Consider the following 17,041-nt stretch of genomic DNA (forward strand, 5'->3'; position numbering starts at 1 on the left):
CTTGAGGTGTTTGTGGCCAATTGTCGCCACCGAAAGTGCAAGATCGCAGAGGCCGGGGTGAGGGCTCGGCGGGTCAGGGTGCTTGGGAGGCTACGACCACGGCGTCGGGTGGGGTGTCGGGAACGGTACGGGCGGCCAGCCGGCGTACCGCGGTGTTCAGCACCGCGATCAGAGGGACGGAGACCAGGGCGCCGGTGATGCCCGCGAGCACCACGCCGGCCGCGATCCCGATGATCACCGCGAGCGGGTGGATGGCCACCGCCCGACCCATGATGAGGGGCTGGAGCACGTGCCCCTCGACCTGCTGCACACCGATCACCGCGCCCAGGATGATCAGCGCGGTGACCGGGCCGCTGTCGACGAGCGCCACCAGCACGGCGACGCCGCCGGAGAGCGCCGCACCGACGATCGGGATGAACGCGCCGAGGAACACCAGGGCGGCCAGCGGGAAGGCGAACGGCACGTCGAAGATGACCAGGAAGATGCCGATGCCGACGGCGTCGATGAAGGCGACCAGCACGGTCGCGCGGACGTACGCGACGAGCGTCTGCCAGGCGGCCCGCCCGGCGTCGTCGACCTTCCAGCGGGCGGCCACCGGCAGCAGCCGTACGACGAAACGCCAGATCTTGTTGCCGTCGCGCAGGAAGAAGAACGTCGCGAACAGCACCAGCAACGTGCCGGTCAGCACCTCCGCCAGCGTCGCCGCGGTGCTCAGCGCGCCGCTGGTGAACTTCGAGGTGTTGTCGTTGATCCAGCCCTGCGCCTCGTCGATGTAGCGGTCTAGCTGCGTGTCGGACAGGTGCAACGGGCCCGTCTTCAGCCAGTTCTGGATCTGCCGGACGCCCTGCGACGACTTCTCGCTCAGCTCCGGCACACCCTGGATGAACTCGTTGACCACCAGGGTCAGCGTGCCGATGACCGCCGCCAGGCCGCCGACCAGCACCACTGCCGTGGCCAGCGAACGGGGTAGCCGGGCCCGCAACAGCCAACCCACGGCCGGCGCGAGCAGGGCCGAGAGCAGCAACGCGATGGCCAACGGGATGATCACGATCCGGACCGTGCCGACGATCCGGAGCAGCGCCCAGGCCACCACACCGATCACGATCAACCGCCAGCACCAGGCGGCGGCGATCCGCAGACCGTGCGGCACGTCGGCGTCGTCCCGGCTGGACGTCGAGCTGTGCAGGTCCACGCCAGGCTCCGCGCCGACGACCGTGGCCTGCGCCGGAGCGGCGGGCCCGGGGACGGCCGGCGAGGCGATCCCGGGCGACTCCGGCGCGTCGCTCGGCGTCTCCTGGGCGGCGCGTACCGACTCCTTTTCTGACTGGTAGGCGCGGCGCAGCCGCCCGCGTACCCGCTCGAAGCGGCTCAAGCGCACCTCCTGGCAGAAGAATCGTCCGCCCACGGCGACAGGTCGGACAGCATACGTCCGTTCCCGACACGGTAGGGCAGTTCCGCCACACAATGCCCGCACGACCCTGGGCGTAACCACCGGCGGCCGGTCACCTGCGACACGGTAGCGTCTGCCCCGTGACCGCCGACCAGGATCTCGACTCCGGCCTGCCGATCCGCCTGCTGCACGACCGCGTGCTGGTACGGATGGAAGGCAGCGAGGGCGAGCGTCGCTCCACCGCAGGCATCGTCATCCCGGCGACCGCAGCGGTCGGCAAGCGCCTCGCGTGGGCCACCGCCGTGGGTGTGGGGCCGAACGTCCGCGCCATCGTCTCCGGCGACCGGGTGCTCTTCGACCCCGACGACCGCTCCGAGGTCGAGCTGCACGGCCGCGGATACGTGCTGCTGCGCGAGCGCGACGTGCACGCCGTGGCCGCCGAACGGGTGGACAACGACTCCACCGGCCTCTACCTGTAGACCTCCCCGGGCCCGGCCGCTCCGTTTGTCGGACCGTACGACGGGAAGCCAGCCGGCGACCGTGGCCCTGGGGAGGGACGATGCCGGTATTCGTGAAGAAACTGCTGACCTGGGGCAGCGTCGCTTTCCTGATCTACTTCATGGCGTTCCGGCCCGACGGCGCGGCGCAGATGTTCAAGGCGATCGGGGCCGCGTTGATCGCGATGGCCCAGGGGCTCGGCGACTTCCTCACCACCCTGATGACCTGACACCGGCAGCCGCGACGCGCGCCACCCGCGCTCAGGCGTTACCGGGCGGCCACGGCGCGGCGGGACGCAGGCCGTGCCAGCCGGCCGGCGGGTAGCCGACCGGGGGCGGCGGGGCGAGCACCACCGGGATGGGCACCACCGGCTCGTCGGGCGCGGTCACCGATCGCTGCGTGCCGTCCGGGAAGCGCAGGTGGTACTGGCTGCCGTCCCAGACACCGGCCGGGGCCTGCGGGTCACGGCCCACGAAGTACGACCGGTACGCGGTGATCGCCTCCAGGAGTTGCCGCTCCTCGACGGCGGTCCGTTCCCGGTCGGCCGGCTTACGGTCCAGACCGCGCAGCGTCCCGTCACGCAGCAGGGCCAACCGGGTCGCGGCGAGCTGGTATCCGCGCATCGCCCGCGCCCCGGCGTCGCCCGCTACCCGTCGTGCCCAACTCCGGGCGGCGTGCCGACGGCCCAGGCTGCTCAGGGCGGCGACCTCGGGCGGGCTCAACCAGCCGGCGCGTACGTAGTCCGGCAGCGTCCGCTCGGTGAGCCGCCCCTCCCAGGCACGCAGCCACACGGCCAGCCCGACCACGCCGAAGAACACCGGCACCATCAGGCCCAGGAAGCCGTACAGCATGATCACGGCCTCGCCGGTGGCCTGGGTCAGCGTGGGCAGCAGGTTCCACGTGCCGTGCAGCATCATCGCCAGCAGCAGGCCGGCGATCGGGGCCAGCACCCGGACCCGCCGGTCGGCGGTACGGGAGGCCACGCCGAGTCCCACGCCGGTCATCGAGGTGAAGAGGGGATGGGCGAACCCGAAAAGGAGGATCCGCACGATGAAGATGGCGATCACCTGCTGGGTGCCGGTCGCGGGGCCGTACCGGTCGGCGCCGGCCGCGTAGCCGTATCCACCCAGGTAGAGGATGTTCTCCACCATGGCGAAGCCGACCGCGGAGAGCCCGCAGTAGACCAGGCCGTCGGTGATCCCGGACCACTCCCGACGCCGGAACACCAGCAGCAGGATCGGGCCGAGAGCCTTGGTCAGCTCCTCGATGAACGGCGCCACCAGCACACCGGTCAGCGCGTCCGGCAGCCCCCAGTCGGCGAACCGCCCGGCGGCGAACTCGTTCACGGTCAGCGAGGCGGCGGTGGAGACGAACGCCCCCCAGGCGAAGCAGAAGACCAGGTACTTCAGCGGTTCCGGCTCGTACCGGTCGAGCCAGAGGAAGCAGGCGACCAGCACCGGCACCGGCAGGATCGCGGCACCCACGCCGATGAGCAGCGCGTCGAGGCCAAGCGACTGGCCGAGGCGGACGACCATGAAGACCGCGCACGCGGCGATGAGCAGCACCACCCCGGCCAGCACCAGGAACCGCCGCCAGCCCAGGCGCCGCAACGGCATCCGGGGCGACGCGCCGGGCGGGACCGCGGGCGGATGCGGCGGCGACGGCAGGGGTGCACCGGGCGGGGTGTCGGCCATGCGGTCAGCGTAGCCATCCCCCGCCGGCTGGTCCGGCCGCATCCACAGCCGCTATGCTGCCGGCAGGTCACGAGCGCCAGCGTCAAGCCCCGGCTTGCTGGCCGGCAACCCTCGTCGAGTTCGCGGTGGGGTGCCCCGGGTGATGACCGGGCCCAGCCCGATCGGCGTGCTGGGCAAGCGCGGACCCCGTCCCGACAGCACACCCGGGGTCCCTGACCCCGGAGGTTCCGGCGTGTCCGTCACTCTCGTACCCTCGCTACCCAGCCTGCCCGCCGTCGCGTCCCCGCCGTCGGCGGCGCTCGACGTGCTCGGCGTACCCGGCGAGATCAACCTCGACTACGCGGCCACCGCGCCGTGCGCGCGGGCCGCGGCCGACGCGGTCAACGAACTGCTTCCCTGGTACGCCAGCGTGCACCGGGGCGCGGGAGCGCTGTCGCGGCGCTGCACGTTGGCCTACGAGCGGGCCCGGCAGACAATCGGCGACTTCTTCGGCGCCCGCGCGGACGACCACGTGGTCTTCACCCGGAACACCACGGACGCGCTCAACCTGCTGGCCCGGTCGTTGCCCGCCGGCACGACGGTGGTCACCTTCGCCGGTGAACACCACGCGAACCTGCTGCCCTGGCCGCGCGGCTCGGTACGCCTGCCGGTGCCCGCCAACCCGGCCGGGGCGGTACGCGATCTCGCCGCCGCGCTCACCGAACTGCGCCGCGACAGCAGTCCCGCGCTGCCGGTGCTGGTCGCGGTGACCGGGGCGAGCAACGTGACAGGTGAGCTGTGGCCGGTCGCCGAGCTGGCCCGGGTGGCCCACCGGCACGGCGCCCGGATCGTCCTCGACGCGGCGCAGCTCGCCCCGCACGCGCCGGTCGACAAGCACGCGCTCGACGTGGACTACCTGGCCGTGTCCGGCCACAAGCTGTACGCCCCGTTCGGCGCGGGTGTGCTCGTCGGCCGGGCGGACTGGCTGGACGCTGCCCCGCCGTACCTGGCCGGCGGCGGAGCCACCAGCCACGTCGGGCCGGCCACCCACGACGTGACCTGGGCGACCGGACCGGCCCGGCACGAGGGCGGCACGCCCAACCTGCTGGGCGCGGTGGCGCTGGCGGCGGTGTGCGCGGCGTTGACCGACGCCGACCGGCTCGCGCTCGCCGCCCGCGAGCAGGCGTTGCTGGCCCGGCTGCGCACCGGCCTCGCGACCCTGCCGCACGTCGTGGAGCTGCGGACCTTCGGCCCGGACGCCCCCCGGGTCGGCATCGTGTCGTTCGTGGTCGCCGGTCAGGACTCGGCCACGGTGGCCGCCCGGCTCGCCGCCGAGCACCGCATCGGCGTACGGGACGGGTTGTTCTGCGCCCACCCGCTGGCCCGACGGCTGCTCTGCGAGGCTGCCACGCGTACCGGCCGACGGGATCTCCCACCGACCGCGCTGCGTGCCAGCATCGGTCTGGGCAGCACCGCCGCCCAGGTGGACCGCCTGCTCGCGGCGCTCGCCGAGCTGGCCTGACACCCGCCCTAGCCGACGGGCGGCGCGGTGGGTGGCTTCGGCGCGTCGCCCGGCTCGGCCGGTTCACCCACCGGTCGCTCCTGGTCGCCGAACGAGGTGCGGATCCAGCGGTTCGCCTCCTCCTGCTCGATCCCGGAGGCCACCAGCAGGTCGCTGGCCGTGGTACGGATCTGGGCGATCACGACGCTGCCGGAGAAGCCGACGCCGGCCCCGTACGCCCGGCCGGCCTCGCTGACGGCCCGCAGTGACCGCTCCCGTGCCTTCTGCGGCTCCTCGCCCGCCGCGAACTCGTGTTTGAGCAGCCGGACCGACTCGGCGAGGTGACCGATCGCGTCCGGCATGGGGTCGGGTACCGGCTCGTCGTCCTCGATCAGCGTGACGGAACGGCGGATCAGGGTGCCGGAGTTGCGCATCGCCCGGTCGATCGGGTCGGCGGCCTCCGCGTAGTGGATGAGTTCGTCGCGGCGGTGCCAGCGGGCCGGCGACAGGGTGGCGGTCTCCTTGGCGCCCTCGATGGCCTCGCTCAGGGTCGCCAGCTCCTCCTTGTTGTCGCGCAGCCGCTCCAGCGCCCGCTGGATGGTGGCGCGGTCCCGGGAGCGCAGGCCGTCGGCGGTCGCGTCGAGCTGCGCCGCGAGCAGGTCCAGCGCCGGCCGGGCGGCCCGGTTGATCACGCGGAGCGGGTTCAGCGGTAGCAGCACCGCCGTCACCAGCAACGCGATCCCGCCGCCGAGGAACGCGTCGACGAAGCGGGGGATCTCCAGGTTCTGGGTGGACGGGCTCAGCGTCACGATCAGCACCGCCGTGGCCGCCGCCTGGATGACGATGGCCACGCTCGCCCCGGCGAAGATGGTGAGCAGGATCGCCACCGTGACCACCAGGCCGAGCTGCCACGCGCCGGTGCCGAGGAAGTAGATCAACAGATCACCGACGGCCACCCCGACGCCCACCCCGACGATCAGCTCCACGGTCCGGCGGAACCGCTGACCCACCGACGCGGCGAGCGTGCCGACCGCGGAGATCGGCGCGAAGACCGGTTGCGGGTTGCCGAGCACCTTGTGCGAGACGAGGTACGCCAGGCCGGCCGCCAGCCCGGCCTGGACCGCCAGCCCACCGGCCATCCGTACCCGGTGCAGCCGGTCGTGCAGGGTGGCCCGACCCCGGTGCTTGAGCTGCTCGGTGGCCTCGGCGATGCGCGCCCCGTCGACGTCCACGAGCCCGTCGCGCAGCGGCGCACGCCGCACCATCGGAGGTCTCTTGTCCCGGGCCGCCGCCATGGGCGCGACTACCCGTGCCGGGCCCGCTGAATCCTCCCCCGCGCGATAGGGCGTGGATGCGGCAGACTCGGGCGGTGGCCGATCTGCTGGAACGGTGGCGGGCTGCGGCCCGCGCCGCCGGTGCGACAACAGACGAGCACGCGACCCGGGCCGGTGAGCGGCTGCTCGACCGCTGGCGGGAGCCGCACCGGCACTACCACACCGTCACGCACCTGGCCGCCGTACTCGATGTGGTGGACCGCCACGCCGGGCTGGCCGAGCGGCCCGACCTGGTCCGGTTGGCAGCCTGGTGCCACGACGCGGTCTACGACCCGCGGGCCGCCGGCGACGCCAACGAACGGGACAGCGCGGCGCTGGCCGGGAGCCTGCTCACCGGGCTCGGGGTGCCCGGACCCGCGGTGGCCGAGGTCCGCCGGCTGGTCCTGCTGACCGCCGGGCACCGGGTGACGGCGGACGATTCCGACGGCGCGCTGCTCTGCGACGCGGACCTCGCCGTGCTGGCCGGCCCGCCGGCCGCCTACGACCGCTACGCGGCGGCCATCCGACGGGAGTACGCGCACGTGCCCGACCCGGCCTTCCGCAGCGGGCGGGCCAGCGTCCTCACCGGGCTGCTGGGGCTGCCCGCACTGTTCCGGCTGCCGCCGCTGGCGCGACGGTGGGAGGTGCCGGCCCGCGACAATCTACGCCGTGAGCTGGCCACCCTCACCGGGTCGGCGACGCGCTGAGATGCTTCGGGCGGCGCAGGCCGGTGTCGCGGAGCAGCCGGACCAGTTCCCGGCTCGGCACCACCCGGGCGCCGAGCCACACCGCCGCCGCGAACCGGTCGGCCGGGATGTCGTAGTGGTCCCGGTCGAAGCCGCGCCGGGGTGCGCCCAGCGCCTCGGCGAAGGCGTGCAACTCGGCGTAGGAGACATCGCTGATCAGGTGCGACCAGAGCCGACCGCGCCACGGCCAGGCAGGCCGGTCCAGGTAGAGCATGTCGCCAAAGCTAGCCCGCGTTGATGATCGGTGGCAGGCGACCTAGCCTCGGCGGCATGGCCCCCACCGGACTCCTCGACGACCTGCGCGCCGCCCTGGGCGAGAACGGCGTGCTCACCGACCCGGACCTGCTGCGCGTACACCAGCGCGACGAGGCCGACCTCTGCGCCGCCGGCGTACCCCTTGTGGTGACCCGCCCCCGGACCACCGAGCAGGTGGTCGCGGTGGTCCGGGCGGCGGCCCGGCACGGCGTACCGGTCGTGCCGCAGGGCGCGCGGACCGGACTGGCCGGCGCGGCGAACGCGGTGGACGGCTCGGTGGTGCTCAGCACCGTCGCGATGGACGAGATCCGGGAGATCGACCCGGTGAGCCGGATCGCGGTCGTCCAGCCGGGCGTCGTCAACGCCGCGCTGGCTAAGGCGGTCGCGAAGCAGGGTCTCTGGTATCCGCCGGACCCCGGTTCCTGGGAGTCGTCCACGATCGGCGGCAACGTGGCTACCAACGCGGGCGGCATGTGCTGCGTGAAGTACGGCGTGACCACCGAGTACGTGCTGGGCCTGGAGGTGGTGCTCGCCTCCGGTGAGGTGCTGCGCACCGGCCGTCGTACCGCCAAGGGGGTGGCCGGCTACGACCTGACGCGGCTCTTCGTCGGCTCGGAGGGCACCCTCGGCGTGATCACCGAGGTGACCGTGGCGCTGCGGCCCGCCCCGGCGGACTCGTTGACCCTGGTGGCGGTCTTCGGATCCACCGCGGCGGCGGGCACGGCGGTGGCCCAGATCGCCGCGCGGGGCCTCACACCCAGTCTGCTGGAGTTGCTGGACCAGACCCACCTGCGGGCGATCGAGGCGTACCGGCCGATGGGTCTGCGGACCGACGCGCAGGCCCTGCTGCTCGCCGCCGCCGACACCGGTGACCGGGCGGCCGACGACCTGGCCGTCGTGGCGCAGGTGTGCGAGGCGGCCGGTGCCGAGGAGGTCTACGCGGCCACCGACGCGCTGGAGGCGGCGGCGTTGTTGCAGGCCCGCCGGCTGGCCCACCCGGCGATGGAGAAGTTCGCGGCCGACACCCACCCCGGTGGCAGCGGCGGCCTGGTGATCGACGACGTGGCGGTGCCGCGGGGCGCGCTCGCCGCGCTGCTCGACGGGGTGGCCCGGATCGCGACGGAGTGTGCGGTGCCGATCGGCGTGGTGGGGCACGCCGGGGACGGCAACATGCATCCGAACATCGTCGTCGACCGGGCCGATCCGGAGAGCGTACGGCGGGGCCGGCGGGCGTTCGACGAGATCATGCGCCTCGGCCTGGACCTGGGCGGCACCTGCACCGGCGAGCACGGCGTGGGCCTGCTCAAGCGGGACTGGTTGGCGCAGGAGATCGGCCCGGTCGGCGTCCGGGTGCACCAGGCGATCAAGTCGGCGCTGGACCCGGCCGGCCTGCTCAACCCCGGCAAGGTGCTCTGAGGCGCCGCGTTCAGCCCTTGACCTCGGCGGGCGTGGCCTGGGTGAGCAGCAACAGGATCTCGCCGGCCACCGGCGGCCGCTCCTCGCCGGGGCAGTCCTGCGAGGTGATCAGCCCGGACGAGGTGAGCAGGCTCGACGTCAGCGCGTCGATGCAGGTGGTCCGGTACCGCCGGACCTGGTCGGTCTCCTCGGCGAGCCGGGGGTCGGCGAGCAGCACCTGGAGCCGCTCGGTCTGCTCCGGGGCCAGCCGGCCCCGGGAGGTGACCCCGTCGCCGGCGCAGTCGAGGCACTGCCACGACCCGTCCTTCTCGACGCTGAGGGTGCGCAGCGGGGCGTCGGCGCCGAGCCGCTGGAGCAGGCTGACCTGACCCACGGCCACCGTCGTCGGGGGCTCGGGTGCCGACCCTCCGGCCGCCGTCCCGGCCGGCGGTGGGGCGGCCGGTGTGTCGGCGTCGTCGTCGCGGCCGAGCAGCGAACACCCGGCCAGGGCACCGACGAGCACCACGGCGAGAACAGGGGCGAGCGGACGGCGGCGCGCACGGTACAGCACGCGCGGAAACCTACCCCACCGTAGGTAGCGTTCGAAACCACCATCCGGGCTGCTATCGCTAGTTACCCATCGGTAACGTTACATTCCGGTCATCTCACGGTCGGTCGCAGCTCCGCCTGATCGTCGCCGCCCCGGTCCGCGGCGTACCCGCGCGCGTCCGGCACGCCGAGTCGGGCAGCATCCGCCCCGGCGTCGTCCGGCATGAGCTGGGACCGGCGCTCCGCCTCGACCCGCGAGCGATAGTGCTCGACCTCGCGGGCCCGGGTCGCCGCGTCCCACCCCAGCACCGCGCCCATCAACTCCGCCGCGTGTTCCGCCGACTCCAGACCACGATGGCTGGTCTCGAACGAGATCCGCGTACGCCGCGTCAACACGTCCTCCAGGTGCAGCGCCCCCTCGGCCCGCGCCGCGTAGGCGACCTCCGCCGCCAGGTACTCCGGAGCGCCGGCCAGCGGCGACGCGAGCAGCGGCTCGGCGTCGACCAACGCCAGCAGGTCGAGGGTGAGGCTGCCGTACCGCTCCAACAGGTGCTCCACCACGCCCACCGGAACGCCGTGCCGCCGGGCCAGGTCGGCCCGGTCCCGCCACAGCGCCGCGTACCCGTCGGCGCCGAGCAGCGGCAGGTCGGCGGTCCGCGACGCCCGACCTCCCCCCAACCGGCGTACGGCCCGATCGACCACGTCGGACGCCATCACCCGGTACGTCGTGTACTTGCCACCGGCCACCAGCAGCAGTCCGAGCATCGGCTCGAACACGGCGTGCTCCCGGGACAGCTTCGAGGTGGAGTCGGCCTCGCCCGCCAGCAGGGGACGCAGGCCGGCGTAGACGCCCTCGATGTCGGCGGTGGTCAGCGGCCGGTCCAACACGGTGTTGACCTGCTGCAACAGGTAGTCGATGTCCCGGGCCGAAGCCGCCGGATGGGACCGGTCCAGCCGCCAGTCGGTGTCCGTCGTACCGATGATCCAGTGCCCGCCCCACGGGATGACGAAGAGCACCGACGTCGCCGTACGCAGAATGAGCCCCGTCTCCCCGGTGATCGCCGAACGGGGCACCACCAGGTGCACACCCTTGGAGGCGCGCACCCGGATGCCGGGCCGCAGGCCCACATCGTTGAGCATCCGGGACATGTCGTCGCTCCACACGCCGGTGGCCGCGATGACGGTGCGGGCGTGCACCTCGAACTCCGCGTCCGGCGAGCCGGCCGGGGCCTCCAGGTCGCGGACGCGGACGCCGGTGACCTCCCGGGCCTGTCGGACCAGCCCGACGGCACGGGCGCTGCTCACGACCGTGGCCCCGAGGCTGGCGGCGGTGCGGGCCAGGGTGACGACCAGCCGGGCGTCGTCGACCTGCCCGTCGTAGTAGCGGATCGCGCCGGCCAGGGCGTCGGCGCGCAGGCTCGGGAAGATCCGCCGGGCGCCCTCCCGCGTCAGGTGTCGGTGCAGCGGCATGCCCCGGCCGCCGCCGAAGAGACCGGCGAAGGCGTCGTACGCGGCCACGCCCGCGCCGTAGTACGAACGACGAAAGACGCGCGCCGGCAGATCACGCAGGCCCCGACCGGCGGGCAGCGGCACGAGGAACGGCACCGGGCGGACCAGGTGCGGCGCGAGCCGGGTCGCCAGCAGGCCACGCTCGGTCAGCGCCTCGTGGACGAGGTGGAACTCCAACTGCTCCAGGTAACGCAGCCCGCCGTGGATCAGCTTGCTGGAACGGCTCGACGTGCCCGAGGCGAGATCGCGCGCCTCGACCAGGGCGACCTTCAGGCCCCGGGAGGCCGCGTCCAGGGCTGCACCGGCACCGGTCACCCCACCCCCGATGACCAGTACGTCGAAGCGTTCGGCGCGGAGTCGGCGCAGGTCTGCCGCACGACGGATCGGCGAGAGCTGCCCGGCGACGGCCCGGGAGACATTGGGATCACGCACTCATCCACCGTAACCGCCATCTCAGCCGGTCGACACGTGCCGCCCGCCCCACCACGTTCCTTTCCACCTCGACCGGACAGAGATTTCGGACAGTCTCCGTCAGCGGCCAACGGAATGTGTCGAAGATCTTCCGGGTGGTCGTAGGGTTCTCGGATGCATGGTCATCCTGGAGTCGGCGACCGCAGCTCCCCGTGGCCGGTGGTCGCGGCCGTGTTCGTCGGCTGCTGGACCGTCGCCGTCACCGTGGCCACCCAGACCGGTGGCTGGCTGACCGATCAGGTGCTGCTGAACTTCGGACGGGACCGCCTCGGCTGGCTCTGGCCGGTGCTCGGCCTGACCGCCGTCGTGCTGGTCGGAACACCCGCCCTGTTGCTGGCCGTCCTGCCCCGTTCGGCCGCCGTCCGGGCCACCGGACACCTCTGGTTGCTCGGCGCGCTGACCCTCGGCCTGCTCACCCTGCTGCGGGTGGTGCCGCCCGTGCACCACGAGGCGTACCTCGCCGTGCTGGCCGCGACGGCGCTGCTCGGCGCGCTCGCCGTGCGCTGGTCGGCGCGTCGGTGGGCGTACCCCCGGCTGGCCGGCCTCACCGACGGCCCGGCGCCGGGCGACTCGCGGCGGCCGGGACCGGTGCCCCTGCTCGCCGTCGCCGCCGGGCTGGCGCTGGTGCTGCCGTGGGCCTGGCTGGGCGCGCTCGGCGGGCTGCTGGAGACCGTTCTCGCGGTCCTGGCGGCCGCCTCGCTGGGAGTGCTGGCGGCCACGCTGCTGGACGCCAGCTTCTGGTCCCGGTTCGCGGTCGGCCGGCCACCCCGACCGGCCCGCCTGGTGCTGGTCGGCGGCCTGGTCGCCGGGGTGGCGCTGCTGCTGCTGGCGGCCGGGACGGGCCAGTCCGGCGCGCAGTTGCCCGCCCTGCTGACGCTGCCGCCGACCGGCTTCGTGCTCGCCGCGCTGTGGGCCGCGACCCTGCGACCCACCGCCGACCCGGCCGTCACCCCCCGACCGACCGCCGACGTGGCCGGGGCTGCCCAGGCCGGCCGGGTGGCGACCGGCTGGCTGGTCGGTCTCGCCGCGCTCGGACCGCTGGCGTTCACCGACCCGGAGGAGATCACCCTGCTGCTGGTCGGCACCCGCGACGTGCCGTTCTGGGTGGCGGCCGCCGCCGGCGTCGGCCTCGCCGTCGGGGTCGTCCTCGCCGTCGGGTACGCGGTGCTGCTGGCCCGCCCAGCGGCACGAACCCCGAGCCGCCGGGTCGCCGCGCTGGCGGCGGCGGTCCTGCTGGTGACGGTGGGCGTGGTCGACGTCGGGCCCGGTCAGCCCGGCCTGTACGGCGAACGGCTGCTGGTGGTACTCCGCGAGCAGGCCGACCTGAGCGGCATCCCGGCCGGCGCCCCGGGACAGGCGGGCCGGGACGCCCGGGCGGCGGAGGTCTACCGGCGGCTGGTGACGACCGCCGACCGTACGCAGGCCGGCCTGCGCCGGACGGCGGCGCGGCTACGGCTCGACCCGGTGCCGTACTACCTGGTCAACGCGGTCGAGGTGGACGGCGGTCCGGCCGTGCGCGCCTGGCTCGCGCGGCGGCCCGAGGTGGCCCGGGTACTGGTCAGCCAGCGTCTACGGCCACTGCCCGCCCCGGCGGGGCAGAATCGGGGCACCGCGCCGGCACCGACCGGCCCGGAGTGGAACATCCGTCAGCTCGGTGCGGACCGGGTCTGGTCCCAACTCGGGGTGACCGGCCGGGGCATCGTGGTCGGCAGTTCCGACTCCGGCGTGGACGGTGGCCATCCGGCGCTGCGGGCGGGGTTCCGGGGCGGCGACGACTCGTGGTACGACCCGTGGGACGGCACCCGGGCGCCGAACGATCAGGGCGGGCACGGCACCCACACCGTGGGCAGCGCGGTCGGGCGCGACGGCATCGGCGTGGCCCCGGACGCGCAGTGGGTGGGCTGCGTCAACCTGGACCGCAACCTGGGCAGCCCGGGGCACTACCTGGACTGTCTCCAGTTCATGCTGGCGCCCTTCCCGGCCGGGGGCGACCCGTTCACCGACGGTCGACCCGAACGCGCCCCGCAGGTGCTGACCAACTCGTGGGGCTGCCCGGCGATCGAGGGCTGCGACCGGAACGCGTTGCTGCCTGCCGCCGCGGCGCTGGACGCGGCCGGGATCTTCGTGGTGGCCGCCGCCGGCAACACCGGCCCGTGGTGCGCGTCGATCGACGACCCGCCCGCGCCGTACGCGACGGTGCTGACCGTGGGCGCGGTGGACGCGCAGCGGCGGGTGGCGGAGTTCTCCTCGCGCGGGCCGGTGCCGGGCGGCGCGGGCAAGCCGGACGTGCTGGCCCCCGGGGTGGGCGTCGTGTCGGCGATGCCCGGCGGCGGGTACGCGGCGCTGGACGGTACGTCGATGGCGACCCCGCAGGTGGCGGGAGTGGTCGCGCTCATGTGGTCGGCGAATCCGGCCCTGATCGGCGACCTGACCCGGACCCGGCAGATCCTGCGGGACACCGCCACGCCGGCCGAGCCGACCTACCGCTCGCGCAATCCCGACGACGCCTGCGGCGTTCCGGCGAACGTCACGGGCGCCGGTCAGGTCGACGCGTTCGCCGCCGTCCGGGCAGCCCGGGGGTGAGCAGGGCGGAGGGCGGCGGGTGATCTAGGGTCGGCACCCATGGACGCCGAGATCATCGTCACCGAGCTGGCCCTGGACCTCGCGCCCAGCGTGGCGCGGCTCTGCGCAGAGGCGCTCGACCTGCCGGAGGACGCCGCCGAGGCGGACGCCATCGTGGACGTCCTCTGGCCCCGGGCCGCCGTCGACCGGCCGGTGATCGCGCTCGGGGCGTACCGGGCCGACGACCTGGTCGGGGTGGCGCTCTGCTCGGTGTCGCCCACCGAGCCGGGCATCGGGCACGTGGACCTGGTCGCCGTACTGCCGGGGCATCGTCGCCGTGGCGTGGGCCGCGCGCTGCTCACCCGGGCCGAGCGGGCACTCGCCGGCCATGGCGTGACCGAGGTGCTGCTGGCCGGGAACCCGCCGTACTACGCCTGGCCCGGCATCGACGTGCGGTACACGCCGGCGGTGTGCGCGGCCCTGGCGCTGGGCTACGACCAGGATCGGACCGCCTGGAACATGACCGCGGACCTGTCGTACGACGAGTCGCCGGCGCTGCGGTCGACGGAGGCGGCCGAGCGACGGCTCGCCGGACAGGACATCACGGTACGGCGGGCCGAGCCCGCGGACCTGCCGGCGTTGACCGCGTTCGCCCGGTCCACCTTCGGCGGCGCCTGGGACGGCGAGCTGGCCGGATCGGTGGGCCGCGAGGGGGCCGGTTGCCACCTGGCGGAGCGGGCCGGCGAGGTGCTGGGGTTCGCCGCCTACGGGTCGTCCCGGCCGAGCTGGTTCGGCCCGATGGGCACGGCCCCGGCCGCCGAGGGTTCGGGCATCGGCGGGGTGCTGCTCCGCCGCTGCCTGCGGGACCAGCATGCGGCGGGACTGGACCGGGCGCAGATCGGCTGGGTGGGGCCGGTGCCGTTCTACTCGGGCAGCGCGGGCGCGCGGATCGAGCGGGTGTTCTTCCTGTACCGGCGACGCGTCACGGCGAAATAGCGGTCAAATGGGACATTGATCCATTCGCCCGCGTCGGGCATCGACGCCCCCTACCGTTTCGGTAGAGGAGGCAGCCATGACCACGGATGACGACCAGACCGAGGACGGCCCGCCGATCACCTGGAAACCGGTCGACGACCTGCCCGGCCAACTGCCGTTCGACCGGCTGGACTACGGCGACGCCGAACAGTTGGCCGAGATGAGCACCGACGGCCGCCCGGCGACCGACGAGCCGCAGGAGATGGTGGACGCGCCGATCCAGTTGCTGCCGCCGTACGACCGGGCGCAGAAGCGGCGCAACCAGCGCCCGCTGCCCACCTGACGACGAACGGGGCGGACCGCGTCAGCGGCCCGCCCCGTTCGGTGTGTCGGATCTGGACTCAGAAGTCCATGTCCCCGCCACCCGGGCCAGCCGGGGCAGCCGGGGTCTTCTCCGGCTTGTCCGCGACGACGGCCTCGGTGGTGAGGAACAGCGCGGCGATCGACGACGCGTTCTGCAGCGCCGAACGGGTCACCTTGGCCGGGTCGATGATGCCCGCGGCCAGCAGGTCGACGTACTCGCCGTTGGCGGCGTTGAGGCCGTGACCCGCTTCGAGGTTACGGACCTTCTCCACCACGACGCCGCCCTCGAGGCCGGCGTTGACGGCGATCTGCCGCAGCGGGGCGTCCAGCGCGACCTTGACGATGTTGGCACCGGTCGCCTCGTCGCCGACCAGGTCCAGCTTGTCGAAGGCGGTCTTGCCGGCCTGCACCAGCGCGACGCCACCACCCGGGACGATGCCCTCCTCGACGGCCGCCTTCGCGTTGCGAACGGCGTCCTCGATGCGGTGCTTGCGCTCCTTCAGCTCGACCTCGGTGGCCGCGCCGACCTTGATGACCGCAACGCCACCGGCCAGCTTGGCCAGCCGCTCCTGCAGCTTCTCGCGGTCGTAGTCGGAGTCGCTCTTGTCGATCTCGGCCCGGATCTGGTTGACCCGGCCCTGGATCTGCTCGGCGTCACCGGCACCGTCGACGATGGTGGTCTCGTCCTTGGTGACGACGACCTTGCGGGCGCGGCCCAGCATGTCGACGCTGACGGCGTCGAGCTTGAGGCCGACCTCCTCGCTGATGACCTGGCCACCGGTGAGGATGGCGATGTCGCCCAGCATGGCCTTGCGGCGGTCACCGAAGCCCGGCGCCTTGACGGCGACCGACTTGAAGGTGCCCCGGACCTTGTTGACGACCAGGGTGGCCAGGGCCTCGCCCTCGATGTCCTCGGCGATGATCAGCAGCGGCTTGCCGCCCTGCATGACCTTCTCCAGGATCGGGAGCAGGTCCTTCACCGACGAGATCTTGCTGTTGACGATCAGGATGTACGGGTCGTCGAAGACGGCCTCCATACGCTCCGGGTCGGTCATGAAGTAGGCCGAGATGTAGCCCTTGTCGAAGCGCATACCCTCGGTGAGCTCCAGCTCCAGCCCGAAGGTGTTGCTCTCCTCGACGGTGATGACGCCTTCCTTGCCGACCTTGTCCATCGCCTCGGCGATGATCTCGCCGACGGTGCTGTCGCCAGCGGAGATGGAGGCGGTGGAGGCGATCTGCTCCTTGGTCTCGACGTCCTTGGCGAGCTTGGACAGCTCCTCCGAGACGCTCGCGACCGCGGCCTCGATGCCCCGCTTCAGGGCCATCGGGTTGGCGCCGGCGGCCACGTTGCGCAGGCCCTCGCGAACCAGGGCCTGGGCCAGGACGGTCGCCGTCGTCGTGCCGTCACCGGCAACGTCGTCGGTCTTCTTGGCGACCTCCTTGACCAGCTCGGCGCCGATCTTCTCGTACGGGTCCTCGAGCTCGATCTCCTTGGCGATGCTCACACCATCGTTGGTGATGGTGGGGGCACCCCACTTCTTCTCGAGCACGACGTTGCGGCCCTTGGGGCCGAGGGTCACCTTTACGGCGTCGGCGAGCTGGTTCATGCCCCGCTCGAGGCCGCGGCGCGCCTCTTCGTCGAACGCGATCATCTTGGCCATACGGCGTTGTCCTCCTGGACACTCACGGGCCACCCGAGATGTGTGCCCCGGATGGGCCGCCTGGTGTACGCACCTTGGGACGTCGCCACCTGGCGACGACGACGTCCTTCGGCCGGGCCGGATAGCCCGCGACGACCGGCCATGTGCTGCTCCGGTGTCTCCACACCGGGGCAACCAGGC

The 17,041-nt window shown here is 73.4% G+C and carries 15 protein-coding genes and 1 riboswitch; of the genes, 8 read left to right on the forward strand and 7 right to left on the reverse strand.

Going from position 1 to position 17,041, the window contains the following annotated elements:
• Positions 1-73: 73 nt before the first annotated feature.
• On the reverse strand, positions 74-1,372 hold the full coding sequence (locus ACTFTM_RS29695) for an AI-2E family transporter (RefSeq protein WP_449563611.1): 1,299 nt from the start codon (positions 1,370-1,372) through the stop codon (positions 74-76).
• 158 nt (positions 1,373-1,530) lie between these two features.
• On the opposite strand from ACTFTM_RS29695, the gene ACTFTM_RS29700 reads away from it, so the two are divergent.
• Together ACTFTM_RS29700 and ACTFTM_RS29705 are read left to right on the forward strand one after the other, a co-directional pair.
• Complete coding sequence (locus ACTFTM_RS29700; RefSeq protein WP_449563612.1) at positions 1,531-1,869, forward strand: GroES family chaperonin; 339 nt, start codon at positions 1,531-1,533, stop codon at positions 1,867-1,869.
• Between the two features lie 80 nt (positions 1,870-1,949).
• On the forward strand, positions 1,950-2,117 hold the full coding sequence (locus ACTFTM_RS29705) for a hypothetical protein (RefSeq protein WP_234588321.1): 168 nt from the start codon (positions 1,950-1,952) through the stop codon (positions 2,115-2,117).
• A 31-nt stretch (positions 2,118-2,148) separates the two neighbouring features.
• On the opposite strand, the gene ACTFTM_RS29710 is transcribed toward ACTFTM_RS29705, so the two are convergent.
• Positions 2,149-3,624, reverse strand: a complete 1,476-nt coding sequence (locus ACTFTM_RS29710; protein WP_449563613.1) for a PrsW family intramembrane metalloprotease — start codon at positions 3,622-3,624, stop codon at positions 2,149-2,151.
• Between the two features lie 23 nt (positions 3,625-3,647).
• Positions 3,648-3,768: riboswitch (SAM riboswitch) on the forward strand.
• Between the two features lie 79 nt (positions 3,769-3,847).
• On the opposite strand from ACTFTM_RS29710, the gene ACTFTM_RS29715 reads away from it, so the two are divergent.
• Positions 3,848-5,083 (forward strand): aminotransferase class V-fold PLP-dependent enzyme, encoded by a 1,236-nt coding sequence (locus ACTFTM_RS29715; protein WP_449566768.1) that lies wholly within the window; start codon positions 3,848-3,850, stop codon positions 5,081-5,083.
• An 8-nt stretch (positions 5,084-5,091) separates the two neighbouring features.
• Here ACTFTM_RS29715 and ACTFTM_RS29720 read toward each other — a convergent pair whose 3' ends face one another.
• A complete protein-coding gene (locus ACTFTM_RS29720; RefSeq protein ID WP_449563614.1) occupies positions 5,092-6,327 on the reverse strand; it encodes an FUSC family protein in 1,236 nt (411 codons plus the stop codon).
• 104 nt (positions 6,328-6,431) lie between these two features.
• Here ACTFTM_RS29720 and ACTFTM_RS29725 point away from each other — a divergent pair, with 104 nt between their 5' ends.
• On the forward strand, positions 6,432-7,082 hold the full coding sequence (locus ACTFTM_RS29725; protein ID WP_449563615.1) for an HD domain-containing protein: 651 nt from the start codon (positions 6,432-6,434) through the stop codon (positions 7,080-7,082).
• Here ACTFTM_RS29725 and ACTFTM_RS29730 read toward each other — a convergent pair.
• Positions 7,060-7,335 (reverse strand): DUF4031 domain-containing protein, encoded by a 276-nt coding sequence (locus ACTFTM_RS29730; RefSeq protein ID WP_449563616.1) that lies wholly within the window; start codon positions 7,333-7,335, stop codon positions 7,060-7,062. The genes ACTFTM_RS29725 and ACTFTM_RS29730 overlap by 23 nt on opposite strands.
• A 56-nt stretch (positions 7,336-7,391) precedes the next feature.
• On the opposite strand from ACTFTM_RS29730, the gene ACTFTM_RS29735 reads away from it, so the two are divergent.
• On the forward strand, positions 7,392-8,792 hold the full coding sequence (locus ACTFTM_RS29735; RefSeq protein ID WP_449563617.1) for an FAD-binding oxidoreductase: 1,401 nt from the start codon (positions 7,392-7,394) through the stop codon (positions 8,790-8,792).
• A 10-nt stretch (positions 8,793-8,802) separates the two neighbouring features.
• Here ACTFTM_RS29735 and ACTFTM_RS29740 read toward each other — a convergent pair whose 3' ends face one another.
• Both ACTFTM_RS29740 and ACTFTM_RS29745 read right to left on the reverse strand, forming a co-directional pair.
• Positions 8,803-9,342, reverse strand: coding sequence for a hypothetical protein (locus tag ACTFTM_RS29740; RefSeq protein ID WP_449563618.1), 540 nt, complete (start codon positions 9,340-9,342; stop codon positions 8,803-8,805).
• A gap of 89 nt (positions 9,343-9,431) precedes the next feature.
• On the reverse strand, positions 9,432-11,261 hold the full coding sequence (locus ACTFTM_RS29745) for a glycerol-3-phosphate dehydrogenase/oxidase (protein WP_449563619.1): 1,830 nt from the start codon (positions 11,259-11,261) through the stop codon (positions 9,432-9,434).
• A gap of 153 nt (positions 11,262-11,414) precedes the next feature.
• Between ACTFTM_RS29745 and ACTFTM_RS29750 the strand changes: the two genes are divergently transcribed.
• The 3 genes from ACTFTM_RS29750 (at position 11,415) to ACTFTM_RS29760 (ending at position 15,180) form a co-directional block, all read left to right on the forward strand.
• Positions 11,415-13,883, forward strand: a complete 2,469-nt coding sequence (locus tag ACTFTM_RS29750) for a S8 family serine peptidase (RefSeq protein ID WP_449563620.1) — start codon at positions 11,415-11,417, stop codon at positions 13,881-13,883.
• A gap of 39 nt (positions 13,884-13,922) precedes the next feature.
• Entirely contained in the window at positions 13,923-14,858 is a 936-nt protein-coding gene (locus tag ACTFTM_RS29755) for a GNAT family N-acetyltransferase (protein WP_449563621.1), read from the forward strand.
• Positions 14,859-14,934: 76 nt separating this feature from the next.
• Positions 14,935-15,180, forward strand: coding sequence for a hypothetical protein (locus ACTFTM_RS29760; RefSeq protein WP_449563622.1), 246 nt, complete (start codon positions 14,935-14,937; stop codon positions 15,178-15,180).
• Positions 15,181-15,238: 58 nt separating this feature from the next.
• On the opposite strand, the gene groL is transcribed toward ACTFTM_RS29760, so the two are convergent.
• A complete protein-coding gene (gene groL, locus ACTFTM_RS29765; protein WP_357392346.1) occupies positions 15,239-16,861 on the reverse strand; it encodes a chaperonin GroEL in 1,623 nt (540 codons plus the stop codon).
• Positions 16,862-17,041 lie beyond the last annotated feature (180 nt).

This window comes from Micromonospora sp. RB23, from assembly GCF_053585025.1.